We start from the raw sequence: 12,615 nt of genomic DNA on the forward strand, positions 1-12,615 counted from the left end.
GTACCCGTCATCGCGGGCTCACCATTGACGGGCCGGACACGGCGCCCGAGGCGCTGTCACCGGCGTCGGCGGCCCGCACGAACCGGTCCGCCAACGACAGCAGCGGGCCGGTGAGAAGCGTCGTGACCAGCGCCATGATGAGCAGGGCGAGGAACAGCGGCGGGCTGAGGATGCCGGCCTGGAACGCGACCTGGAGCACGATGAGCTCGGTGAGCCCGCGCGTGTTGAGCAGGATGCCGATCCGTGTCGCCTCTGCGGGAGAGCAGCCGCCGAGCCGGCTGCCGAGATAGCCGCCGCCGATCTTCCCGGCGAGTCCGAGGACGAGCACGACGACCACCAGCGACCACGGCGTGCTGGCGACCGCGCCGGTCAGCGCGGTGAGCCCGGCGCTCACGAAGAAGATCGGCAGCAGCGACCGCCCGAGCCGCGACACGGCGGCGGTCGGCGCGTCCCAGGGCTCGCCGGGCGGCACCGCCAGGCCGACCAGGATCGCGCCGAACACCGCGGTCAGCCCGAGGAGGTGGACGCCGAAGCCGACCACGAGAGCCACCACGCCGAGCACCACGGCACTGGCGGCCGGCCACCGGCCGCACCACAGTGCCGCCCGGGCGCGGCGCAGCACCCATCGGATCCCGCCGGCCAGCAGCAACGCGCCGGCGAGGACCGCCATCGCGCGGCCGAAGGTCGCGGGGTCTCCGGCGCCCAGCCCGACGGCCAGGGACAGCAGCAGCCAGCCGACGACGTCGACGACCACGGCGGCGGCCAGCGCGAGGGCCCCGGCCGTCGTCTCTGTCAGGCCCCGCTCGGTCAGCAGCCGCGCCAGCACCGGTACGGCGGTGATGGACAGCGTCACCGCGACGCCCAGCACGAAGGCCGGCATCGGCGCGTCGCCGCGTACGGCCGGTCCGGCGACGAACTGGACCCACAGTGCGACGAGCACCCCGCAGGCCAGCGCCGGGACGAGCGCACCGGCGGTCACCCAGGCCAGCCTGCGGTCGTCGCGCGCCGGCCCGACCCGCAGCTCACGCGCGAGGCCGACCAGGAAGAGCACCAGGGCACCCTCGGCGACCAGGCGCAGGAGTGCGCGTATGTCCTCCGGCAGCACCGCCGCCAGCCCGTCGTGACCGGCGAACAGGACGAGGGCCGGGCCGACGAGGAGACCGGCGACGATCTCCCCGATCACCGGCGGCTGCCGCAACAGCCGCGCCACGGCTCGTCCGGTCCCGCCGACGAGCAGCAGCGCCACGAGCAGCGCGGCTCCGTGCAGGAGGACCAGGACGGCGCTCATGCGGACAGTTCCCGGTCGCCGCGCAGCAGGCGTGCGCCGTTCACCGGCCGGATCGGCTCGGCGCCCCACCGGGCGGGCTCGTACTGTCCGCACTCCACGTACCGGGTCAGCGCCGGCTCGTTGATCAGGAGATATCCGCCGGGCAGCTGATCCACCAGCTTCGCCGCGCGGAAGTGCTTGAGGAACAGCCCGACGCGGGACCGGGTGGTGCCGACCATGCTGGCCAGCTCCTCCTGGGTGATCTTCGCGTCGATCTGCATGCCGAGGTTGAGCCGCCGGCCCACCTTGCGGGCGAGTCGCAGCAGCGTCGCGGCCAGCCGGTGTTCGCTGTCCATGGTGACCAGTTGGGTGATGGCCTGCTGCTGGTCGAGCAGCTTGGCCATGAGGAACCGGGTGAAGTGCCAGTTGAGCTGTTCGTCGCTGCTCAGCAGGTCGAACAGCTTCGCCGAGTTGACTCTCCTGATCACACTGTCGCGCATGGCCCGGGCGGTGTCGTGGCGTGGCCCGCCGAGCAGGCCGAGCTCGCCGAACATGTCGCCCCGTGTGTGGATCGACAGCAGGCACTGCTTGCCGTCCGCGGAGGACGCGATGGTCTTGAACTGGCCGACCTCCACGAGGTACATCCGCAGATCGTGGTCGCCGGAGTTGTACGCGGCCCCGCCTCGCGGGACGTGTGTGCGGACGGCGAAAGTCGGGTCGTCCCGGATCAGCCGATGCAGCTCGTTACGCAAACTGGTGGTGGCGCCGGCGATTCGCAAGGAGGCCTCCTGGCGCCCGATGTCGTGGCTCGGGCGTGTTGTCAGGTTCCTGATCATTCGCTGGTGAAATGCGTGACGCTATCAATCGTTGACAGTACAGCCGCAACGCCGGCAAGTATTTCTTCAGCCGGTGTCGGCAAACTGTCGGAATTGCAATACGGCCCGTGCCGGCCGTTCGTCCCGTCGGTCGTGCTCGGCATGCCGCGCGCCCGGCGCTGAGGCGACTCACCTGCATTTCCGCAGGCAGGAGCGCTTGATCTGGGCGGCGGCATGGCGCGACCTACGATGTCCATCTATCTGTGGTGTCTGGTTTCTTCCATGTTCGGGACGCGTTCATCCAGTGAAGCAAATGCATGCAAGGGGCCTTTCGGGGGTGTGGGCGAGGGTTGCGCATACTGCTTGATTGAGCCGTATTAATGCCCGCCGCCATCGTAACTAATTGGGTGGCGGGTGTCTACGCAGCGCAATGACCAGGCATTTTGCGACCTCGGTTGGGTTCGTAGGGGGTGATTGTCAGCGGAATGGGAGTCGGCTGGCCTTTTTAATGATTTAGGTCAATTTGCCTCGCTGAGCAGCCGCTCGGTGACCGACTCGGCGTGCCGGGCGCGCCAGTCGGCCAGCGGCTCCGCCGCGACGAGCCGGTTGAACGCCCCGACGTCGGTGGAGGCCGGCACCCGGTAGTTCAGCCGCTGACCCGGCGTTCCGCGCAGGGCCGCGGCGGTGGCCTCCCGGCAGTAGGCGGCGCAGACCGACGCGAGCACGCGCCGGTCGTCCCGCCCCGCGACGCCGAGATCGGCGCGCACGTCGTCCAGCGGGCGGCCGAAGTGCGTCCGCTCCAACTCGGCGAGCCGCCGCGGGCCGACGTCGGCCAGCCGGTCGTAGCGCAGGAACATCCGGTACAGCTCCTCGGCACGAGCGGCGAACAGGGTGCCCCGGTGCGCCACCGGAGACCGCGCGCCGAGCTCGAACAGGTCCGGATCGGGCGCCTCACGGATGTCGGTGACGTCGAGCGCGGCGAGCAGATCCTTCGCCGCGTCCGACGTGGCGGCCTCGGCGGTGCACTGGTTCACCGTCGTCGTGACGACGAAGTCGGCCCCGAGCGCGAAGGCGGCGGCGACGGCCGCCGGGGTGCCCACCCCGGCCACCCCGATCCGCGCCCCCGGCGCCTCCCGGTCGCGTAGGGCCACCAGAGCCGGCACCAGCGCATGGGCGTCCCGTTCGACTGCCACGTCGGTGGCGACCGCCTCCCGTGCCGCCGCGCCCGCTGCTCCGCCGTCCAGGTGCCCGGCGGCGGCCAGCGCCCGTACCGTCGCCGGGTCGGCGGGGCGCAGGAACCGGACCGCCGTGGCCAGATCCGGGGCACGGACCAGGACCTGCCGGGGACCGTCGCCGTAGCGGAACCGCACGAGCTGCGGCGACACCACGGCGAGCGGACCGGTGACCTCCACATGGCGGACGTCGTGGGCGAGGTACAGGTCGCACAGCGCCCGCTCGTCACCACCGGACGGCCAGGCCATGCCGTACCGGCGGACGTCGCGAAGCTCGGCCAGCGCGGCCCTGATCTCCGGCGGCGCCAGACCCTGGGCGCCGAAGAAGCCGAGCAGTCCGGCCTCCGACAGCCGTCGCAGGAACGCCGGCGACGTGACGCCGAACGGGGACGACCCGGCCAGGCAGGCGTACCGGATGCCGTAGTCGGACCGCAGCCCGGGCGAGCCCGCCGGGCGCGGACGCGACGCGGTGGCCGGCGGTGGGCCGAGGGCGGGACCTCGCGCCACCGGCGCGGCCGGCGCAGTCACCGGAAGCGCGGCCGGCGCGGCGGGCGCGACCGACGTCGCTGGCGGGGGCGGCGGGACCGGCGCGGGCGGCGGGACGGGCGCGGCGGGCGCGAGCGGCCCGCCGGGAGCGGGTGCCGGCAGGCTCCCGGCGGCCCGGCGCCACATCTTGGTCAGCACCTCACCGGGACCGACCTCGACCGGCTCGGTCACCCCCGACCGGGCCAGCAGGCACATCGTGTCCCACCACCGGACCGGCTCGACGAAGTGCCGCAGCAGCGTGCCCGGGATCTCGCCCGGGACGTGGGGCGCCCCGGTCACGTTGCTCACCACCGGGATCGACGGCGGGCCCGGCGTGACGTCGCGCAGGGCCACCGCGAACGCCTCCGCGGCGCCGGCCATGAACCGGGAGTGCGCCGGCACGCTGACCGCCAGCGGCACGCACCGGCCCGTACCGAGCCGCGGCACGGCGTCGACGACCGCGCGGATGCCCGCCGTGCTGCCGGCCAGCACGAACTGGTCGGGCAGGTTGTGGTTGGCGAGGTCGACGTCCGGGATCCCGGCCAGCAGCTCCGTCACCCGCGACAGCGGCAGGCCGAGCACCGCCACCATGCCGCCGCCGGTCACGCTCTCCATCAGCCGCCCACGGCGGACGACCAGGCTCAGCGCGCTGTCGAAGTCCAGGCAGCCGGCGAGGTGCAGCGCGGCGTACTCGCCGAGGCTGTGCCCGGCCACCACCTCGGGTGGCGGACGGCCGTCCGCCAGCGCGGCCCGGGCGGCCAGCACGCTGACCAGGAACACGGCCGGCTGCACGTACCGGGTGCGGCCGAGGTACTCGCCCCGGGCGTCCCGGCACAGCTGCGCCGGCGGCACGCCGATGAGCCGCTCGGCGGTGGCGCACTCGGCGGGGAAACGGTCCAGGAGACCCTCGCCCATGCCGGGATGCTGCGATCCCTGCCCCGGGAAGACCCACGCGCGCACGGCGATCACCGTTCCCAGGGGTAGCGGCCGTGCGCGACGAACTCCGTGATCCGCTGCCGCACCGCGGGCGCCGACATCAGCCGGCCGAACTCGGTGACCGCGTGGTCGCGCAGCCGGTCGTCGACGCCGGAGAACGCCCGGAAGTACCGCTTGGCGTCGCCGACGACCACCGGGTCGAGGCGGTTGAGCCGGAACAGCAGCTGCCGCAGCACCGTCTCGGGACGCTCGGCGACCTCGTCGACGAGATGGATCCGGTACGCCTCGGCCGCGGCGATCGTCTGCGTGCTCAACGTCGCGGCGTACGCCTTCTGGAACCCGACCCGCCGCACCAGGAACGGCAGCACGCAGCAGGGCAGCAACCCCCACAGCGCCTCCGGCAGCGCGAACGTGCTGCGGGCGGTGGCGTGCACGAAGTCGCTGGCGGCGACCAGCCCGACACCACCACCGGCGACCTGCCCGTCCACCTGGGCGATCACCACCCGCGGCACTGTGGTGAAGCGTTCCAGCAGGGCGAAGAACGCCGCGCCCCCGTCGGACGCGCCACCGTCACCGGCGGCGCTCTGGAAGTCCATGCCCGTGCTGAACACGCCGTCACGCCCGGCCAGGACCACCGCCCGGCAGGCGGCGTCGCCCTCGGCCTCGTCGAGTGCGGCGTGCAGCTCGCGCAGCGTCTCGTCGTCGATGCCGTTGCGCCGCTCCGGCCGGGCCAGCGTGACGCGCAACAGCCCGGGCTCGCGCCGGAGCTCGATCGTGCGGTACGCCATCGGAGCTCAGGCCGCGCCGCTCGGCACCTGCGGCAGCAGCAGCGTGTCGCGGATGCTGCCCTCGATGAACAGCCGGTCCCAGGTGCCGCCGCCCTTGGACTCGTGCAGCCGGCGCCGGCCGAACACCTCGGTGGCCATCTCCTTGCCGCGCTCCAGCTCGCGCAGCTCGTGGTAGTCGTCGACGCTGCGCAGGTGGATCAGCTGGAACAGGTGGTCCTGCTGGCCCCAGGTCTGCTCGTACAGCGTGGCGGTGACCCGGCCGGCGAGCCGCTCGTTGACGAAGTGCTGCCAGTGGGCCGCGTACATCCGGCCCTCCTCGCGGAACTCGTACTTGACGTCCGAGGTCCGCATGACGATCGCGCCGGCCGTCGCCGAGTTGATCTGCTGCTCCGGCGGCTGGTTGAGCTGGGACGAGGCGGGCGGCACGAAGGTCGCCGGCTCGGCGTCGTCGCCGTCGTGGTCCATCCCGTGCTGCGGTACGAGCACGTCCTCGTGCAGGCTGCGGTGGACGAAGATGCGGTCCCAGTTGCCGCCGCCCTTGTGCGGCAGCCGGTCCTCGTCGGAGATCCGGCGGAACTCCAGGTCGTGGTCGACCATGTTGAGCAGGATCCGGTAGTCCTGCGGGGACTTCAGGTGGATGAACCAGTGCATCCGGTCCCGGCCGCCGAACACCTCCTCGAAGGCGAACGACGTCGCCACGCCCTCCTGCGAGGTGTTGATGTACTGCAGCAGGTCCACGCTGAACTGGCGCCCCTCGGCGGCGAACCCGTAGGCCATCTGGCCGACCCGGTGCAGGATGAAGCCGGAGTTGAGCGTGTGCAGCACCCGCTCCAGCGGCAGCGACGATTGGTTCAGCGCGCGGTACGGCTCGACCGTCGTGGTCATCGGTTCGCTCCTCAGGTGAGATCGCCGGTTCCGGCCCGTTTCTACGGGGACGGCCGACGGCGTGTCTGCTCACGGTTGAGCGGGCGCCGGAAGCAACCGGCCTGCTCAAGGTTGAGCAGGCGAAGCCGGTACGACTGCCTAGCGTGATGACTCGGCCGGGATCCTCGGCCGTCGACCCTTCCCAGGCGGGCAGGTGCCGTGACGCAACAGACCGATCCAGCCCACGCCGTTGTCCTCTCCGCCGCCGATCCGGAGCGGCTACGCCGGTCCGCGCACCGGCTGCGCGAGCACGTCTCCACCGCGGACCCGGCGCTCGACCTCGCCGACGTGGCGTACACCACGCAGGTCGGCCGGATGCCGTTGCCGCACCGGCTCGCCGTGCGGTGCGCGAGCGTCGCGGACCTGGTCGGCGGACTCGACGCCTACCTGCGCGGCGAGGCCCGCGACGGGGTGCTGCACGGCGTCGCCGGGGCGCCGTTCGCGCCGGCCGCCGCGCCGACCGACGCCGACGCCGCCGCGGACTGGGTCGGCGGCGGCCTGGTCGACTGGCGGCGGTACTGGCCGGGACCACGCCCGCGGGTGCCGCTGCCCGGCTACCCCTTCGGTGCGGCGCCGCCGGCCCCGCCCGCCGCACGGCCGCGCGACCCGGCCGGGTCGCTGCGGGCCTATCTGGTCCAGGTGTACGCCGAGGTGTCCGGCCTGCCCGCCGAGTCCGTCGACCCGCTCCTGCCGCTGACCGAGCTGGGCCTGTCGTCGTTCCTCGTGACGCGACTGACCGCCCGGCTGGAGAACGACCTGGGCGAGCGGTCGCGGACGCTGTTCTTCGAGCACGCCACCCTTGGAGAGGTCGCCGCGGCGCTGGCGGCGGCCGGCCGCACGGCTCCCGCCGGCGCGGTTCCCGCCGAGCCCGCCGAGCCCGCCGAGTCCGCCGCACCTGCCGAGTCCGCCGCACCGCCCGCTGCGGACGTCGTGCCGGCGCCGGCCGTCGCCGTGGAGCGGGAGCCGGAGGAGGAGCGCGAGACGGAGATCGCGGTGATCGGCGTCGCGGGACGCTACCCGCGCTCGCCCGACCTCGACGCGTTCTGGGACAACCTCGCCGGCGGCCGCGACTGCGTCACCCCGCACCCGCCCGAACGCGCGCGGCCGGGATGGCCGACCCACCTCATGGACGGCGGGTACCTCGACGACGTCGACCGGTTCGATCCGCTGCTGTTCGGCATCACCCCCCGCGACGCCGCCCTGATGGACCCGCAGGAACGGCTGTTCCTCGAAGTGACCTGGGCCGCGCTGGAGAGCGCCGGATACACCCGCGCCCGGCTGCGGGAGCGGCACCAATCCTCGGTCGCCGTGTACGCGGGCGCGATGTGGAACGAGTACCCGCTGTTCGGGGCGGAGCGGACGCTGCGCGGCGTCCCGCAGGACTCCGGCGCGACGCTCGGCGGCATCGCCAACCGGGTGTCGTACTGCTTCGACCTGCACGGCCCGAGCCTCACCGTGGACACGATGTGCTCCTCCGCGCTGGTGGCGCTCGACCTGGCGGTGCAGAGCCTGCGGCGCGGCGAGGCCGAACTGGCGGTGGCCGGGGCCGTCAGCCTGTCGCTGCACCCGAACAAGTTCATCCAGCAGCACCGGATGAAGCTCACCGCGACCGACAGGCGCAGCCGGACCTTCGGCGCCGGCGGCGACGGGTTCGTGCCGGCCGAGGGGGTCGGCGCGCTGATCCTCAAGCCGCTGCGGCGGGCGCTGGACGACGGTGACCCGGTGCACGCCGTGATCCGCGGCACCGCCGTCGTCCACGCCGGACGGACGAACGGCTACATCGTGCCCAGCCCGGTCGCGCAGGCCGACGTGGTACGGCGGGCGCTGCGCGACGCCCGTACCGGACCCGCCGAGATCGGCTACGTGGAGGCACACGGCGCCGGCACGGCGCTCGGCGACCCGGTCGAGATCGACGGCCTGACCCGGGCGTACCGGGACGCGGCCGGGACCGACCTGCCGCCCGGCAGCATCCCGATCGGCTCGGTGAAGTCGACGATCGGGCACACCGAGGCCGCCGCCGGACTCGCCGGTCTCACCAAGGTCATCCTGCAACTGCGGCACGGCGTGCTCGCGCCGTCGCTGCACGCCGACGAACTCAACCCGAACATCCCCTGGGACGCCGTGCCGTTCCGGGTGCAGCGGCAGCGGGCCGAGTGGACCGGCCCCCGGGTCGCGGGCGTCAGCTCGTTCGGCGCCGGAGGGACCATCGCCCACGCGGTCGTCGCCGCGCCACCCGCCCGCACCCGCCCGGCCGCGCCGCCCGGCCCGCAGCTCGTCGTCCTGTCCGCCTACGACGAGGACCGCCTCGACGAGGTGGTGCGGCGGCTCGTCGCGTACCTGCGCCGGGACCGCGGACCGAGCACGGCGGACCTCGTCGCCGCGGTCCGGCGGATCGCCGCCGGGGAGCACCCCGGTTCGGCCGCCGACCACGCCGCCGCGCTGCTGGCGCACGACGGGCCGGCCCTCGCCGACATCGCCTACACGCTCCAGGTCGGCCGGGAGCCGCTGCGGCAGCGGCTGGCGGTCGTGGTCGAGGACGTCGCAACGTTGTGCGAGCGTCTCACCGCCTACCGCACCGATCCCGCCGTGCTGCGCGGGCGCGCGCCCGCCGCGCCGGACCCGGACGCCGTGCCGCCGGCCGGCGCGAGCCTGACCGACCTCGCCCGGCACTGGGTGGCCGGCGGAGCCGTCGACTGGGCCGCGCTCCACGAGCCGGGCCGGACGGTCGTGGACCTGCCGGCGTACCCGTTCGCCCGCATGCGGTGCTGGGTGCCGGAGGACACACCGGCCGGTGCCGGGCCGTCCGGCACGCAGGCGCCGACCGTCGCGGCGGCGCCGGACGCCGAGGTGCCGCTCTACGCCAAGGGGTGGGAGCCGGATCCCGATCCCGGGCCGGCCGCGTCGCCGGTGGCCGGGGTGATGCTGTGCGTCGGCGGCAGTCCCGATCTCGTCGCCCGTCTCGGCGGCCTGGCCGTGCACGACGTGGCGGACCTCGCCGCCGTGCTGTCCCGCGTGCCCGACGTCGGCGGGCTGGTCGGCCTGCCCGGCGGGCCCGGCTGGGAGACCCGGGTACGGATGGTGCAGCGGCTGCTGGCCGAGCGTCCCACCACGCCGTTGCGGATCCTGGAGACGGCCGTCGACGACGTCCGCACGGCCGGCTTCGTCAAGGTCCTCGGCGCCGAGTACGCCCGCGTCACCGCCACCGTGCTGCACACCGACCGGCCCGGCGACGACACCGATCTCGCCACCCGGATCCTCGCCGAATGGGTACGGGCCGACGCCTACGGCGAGGTCCGGTACGCCGACGGCCGGCGGTACCGGCCGCGCCTGGACCTCGTACCGGCGCCCCACGCGCCGCTGCGTTGCGACCCGGACGGGGCCTACCTGGTGACCGGCGGCACCCGGGGCGTCGGTGCGCTCGTCGCCCGGCACCTGGCCGGTCACGGCGCCCGGTCGATCGCCCTGGTCGGCGTCCACGCGGACACCGGCGTCGCGGACGACCTGCGCGCCCGCGGCGTGCGCGTGCTCCAGCACGCCGGCGGGTTCCCCGGTGTCGAGGAGTTCCTGCGGCAGGTCCGCGCGGAACTCGGCCCGCTGCGGGGCGTGGTGCACTGCGCCGGTGTGGAGAGCCGGGGCAACCCGGCGTTCCTGCACAAGGACCTGGCGGACGTCCGCGCGGCGATGGCGCCCAAGCTGGACGGTTTCGAGACCCTGGTGCCGCTGTGCGCCGCCGACCCGCTCGACTTCTTCCTGGTGTTCTCCTCGGTGTGCGCCACGGTGACCGGGCTGGCCGCCGGGGTCTCCGACTACGCCGCCGCGAACATCGCCGTCGACGAGCTGGTCCGCGCGCGGATCGCCGCCGGCCGTACGGAGTTCCGCTCGGTGGACTGGCCGCAGTGGGCACAGACCGGGTCCACGAGCGGACGCCCCAACCCGTGCGCGCCGGCCGGTCTCGCCCCGCTGGACGACGCCGCCGGACTACGCGTCGTCGACCGCGTGCTCGCCCTGCCGGCCGGCGCGGTGGTGCTGCCGTGCCCGCCGCTCGGCGACGCCCCCGACCCCGACGCCCTGCTGCGGCTGCGCCCGCGCCGCCCGGCGCCGACGTCACCCCCCGTCGTGGCAGGCGCTCCGGCCGCCGGTACGCCCGCCCCGGGCTCGGCGACAGCCTCGGTCCCAGCCCCGGCCTCGGTCCCGGCGCCGGCCCCAGCCTCGATCCCGGCCCCGGCCCCAGCCTCGGTCCCGGCCCCGGCGCCGGCGCCGGCCCTGACGACGGGCACGGCGACGGCCCCGCCGGGCTGGCTCGTGGGCATCTTCTCGGCGGCGCTGGGCATTCCCGAGCGCGACCTCGACCCGACCGTCGAGTTCGGCGACCTGGGCGTGGACTCGGTGCTCCTCGGCGAGCTGCTGATCCGCATCGAGGAGCGGCTCGGCACCCATCTCGACCCGGCGACGCTGCTGCTGCACCCCACGTTGGAGCGCCTCACCGCCCACCTCGGCGTGCAGGCCGCGACTCCCGAGCCCGAGCCGCCGACTGCGCCCGAGGCGGTGAACTCGCCCGGGCCGGTGGCTGCGCCCGTACCCGTGACTCCACCCGACGCGGTGACGGCGCCCGTACCCGTGACTGCGCCCGTACCCGTTGATGAGCCTGTGCCGACGGCGGCGCAGGCGGCGGTGGTCGCGGGCGGCGGCGCGCGGCCGGACCTGGACCGGCGGGTGGCGGTGATCGGCATGGCCTGCCGGTTCCCGGGAGCGACCGACGTCGTGACGCTGTGGGACAACCTGCTCCACGGGCGCTGCGCGGTCACCGAGGTGCCGGCCGAGCGGTGGGACCACCGCCGCTGGTACTCGCCCGAGCCCGGCCTCGGACGGTCGATCAGCAAGTGGGGCGGCTTCGTCGAGGGCATCGAGTGGTTCGACCCCGGCTACTTCGACATGAGCGACGACGAGGCGCGCTGCCTGGACCCGGCGATCCGGATGTTCCTGGAGGGCACCGCGGAGTGCCTGGCCGAGGCCGGGTACGCCCCGGACGAACTGCGCGGCCGGCGCGTCGCCGTCGTGGCCGGGGCGCGGCTGTCCGACTACGGCCGACGCGTCCCGATCCGCACCGACGTCCTGCGCTCCGACCAGAACTTCATCGCCGCCCGCGTCGCACACCACTTCGACCTGCGCGGCCCGAACCTGGTCGTCGACAGCGCCTGCTCGTCGTCGCTCGTCGCGGTGCAGGTCGCCTGCCGCAGCCTGCTCGCGGGGGAGTCGGAGCTGGCGGTCGTCGGCGGCGTCGAGGTGCTGCTGGACCCGGAGACGTACCTCGACCTGAGCGCCGCGCGGGCGCTGTCCCCGACCGGCCGGTGCTGGACGTTCGACGAACGCGCCGACGGCTTCGTGCCCGGCGAGGGCTGCGGCGTGGTGCTGCTCAAACCGCTGGCGGCCGCGCTCGCCGACGGCGACCGCGTCCACGCCGTGATCGACGGCGTGGCGGTGAACAACGACGGGCACACGATGGGCGTCACCACCCCCAGCCCCGCCGCCCAGGCCGACGTGGTCCGGCAGGCGCTGGCCGCCGCCGGCCGGCGCCCCGCCGACATCACGATGCTGGAGGCGCACGGCACCGGCACGCTCATCGGCGACCCGATCGAGCTGCGTGCCCTCAACGACGTCTTCGGCGACCGGCCCGGCGGCCGGATCGAGATCGGCAGCGTGAAGTCGAACCTGGGCCACCTGCTCAGCGCCGCCGGCATGGCCGGGCTGTTCAAGGTGGCGCTCGCCCTGGAACACGGCACGATCCCGCCGACGCTGTTCTGCGACACCCCGAACCCGCGGTTCGACTTCGACCGCTCACCGCTGCACCCCACCACGGAACCGGTCGGCTGGCCGGCCGGACGGGAACGCGTCGCCGGCGTCAGCTCGTTCGGCCTCGGCGGCACCAACGCCCACCTCGTACTCAGTGGCGCGCCGCCGGGGCCGGTACGCCGGGCGCCGCTGCCCCGCCCGGTGTTCCGGCGCAGGCGGCTGTGGCTCGACGGCGACGGCCCGGCCGGGGCGCCACCCCCGGCCCGGCCGGACACGGGCGAGCCGCTCACGGCGTCCCTGCTGCGACTGCAACTCGTCACCACCGACTGACCAGAAGA

Annotated in this window: 6 protein-coding genes; 1 reads left to right on the plus strand and 5 read right to left on the minus strand. The window is 74.4% G+C overall.

Going from position 1 to position 12,615, the window contains the following annotated elements:
• Window positions 1-7 precede the first annotated feature (7 nt).
• The 5 genes from IF06_RS0100560 to IF06_RS0100580 all read right to left on the minus strand — a co-directional run bounded on the left by IF06_RS0100560 (window position 8) and on the right by IF06_RS0100580 (window position 6,448).
• On the minus strand, window positions 8-1,288 hold the full coding sequence (locus IF06_RS0100560) for a cation:proton antiporter (protein ID WP_013287049.1): 1,281 nt from the start codon (window positions 1,286-1,288) through the stop codon (window positions 8-10).
• The gene (locus IF06_RS0100565; protein WP_255367944.1) at window positions 1,285-2,103 is read right to left on the minus strand and encodes a Crp/Fnr family transcriptional regulator; all 819 of its coding nucleotides are present in this window, start codon (window positions 2,101-2,103) and stop codon (window positions 1,285-1,287) included. The genes IF06_RS0100560 and IF06_RS0100565 overlap by 4 nt, the downstream gene beginning before the upstream one ends.
• A gap of 497 nt (window positions 2,104-2,600) precedes the next feature.
• A complete protein-coding gene (locus tag IF06_RS0100570; protein ID WP_013287047.1) occupies window positions 2,601-4,808 on the minus strand; it encodes an acyltransferase domain-containing protein in 2,208 nt (735 codons plus the stop codon).
• Complete coding sequence (locus IF06_RS0100575) at window positions 4,805-5,563, minus strand: enoyl-CoA hydratase-related protein (protein ID WP_013287046.1); 759 nt, start codon at window positions 5,561-5,563, stop codon at window positions 4,805-4,807. The genes IF06_RS0100570 and IF06_RS0100575 overlap by 4 nt, the downstream gene beginning before the upstream one ends.
• A gap of 6 nt (window positions 5,564-5,569) precedes the next feature.
• Complete coding sequence (locus tag IF06_RS0100580; RefSeq protein ID WP_013287045.1) at window positions 5,570-6,448, minus strand: DUF6039 family protein; 879 nt, start codon at window positions 6,446-6,448, stop codon at window positions 5,570-5,572.
• Between the two features lie 198 nt (window positions 6,449-6,646).
• Here IF06_RS0100580 and IF06_RS0100585 point away from each other — a divergent pair, with 198 nt between their 5' ends.
• Window positions 6,647-12,607 (plus strand): SDR family NAD(P)-dependent oxidoreductase, encoded by a 5,961-nt coding sequence (locus IF06_RS0100585; protein WP_030268220.1) that lies wholly within the window; start codon window positions 6,647-6,649, stop codon window positions 12,605-12,607.
• Window positions 12,608-12,615: the final 8 nt, after the last annotated feature.

This window comes from Micromonospora globosa (genome assembly GCF_000717585.1).
Classification (GTDB): domain Bacteria; phylum Actinomycetota; class Actinomycetes; order Mycobacteriales; family Micromonosporaceae; genus Micromonospora; species Micromonospora aurantiaca.

Bases quoted from the DNA above. Each gene is read 5' to 3' on its own strand.
- IF06_RS0100575 (WP_013287046.1), bottom strand. From the start codon at position 5,563: ATGGCGTACCGCACGATCGAGCTCCGGCGCGAGCCCGGGCTGTTGCGC.
- IF06_RS0100560 (WP_013287049.1), bottom strand. From the start codon at position 1,288: ATGAGCGCCGTCCTGGTCCTCCTGCACGGAGCCGCGCTGCTCGTGGCG.
- IF06_RS0100565 (WP_255367944.1), bottom strand. From the start codon at position 2,103: ATGATCAGGAACCTGACAACACGCCCGAGCCACGACATCGGGCGCCAG.
- IF06_RS0100580 (WP_013287045.1), bottom strand. From the start codon at position 6,448: ATGACCACGACGGTCGAGCCGTACCGCGCGCTGAACCAATCGTCGCTG.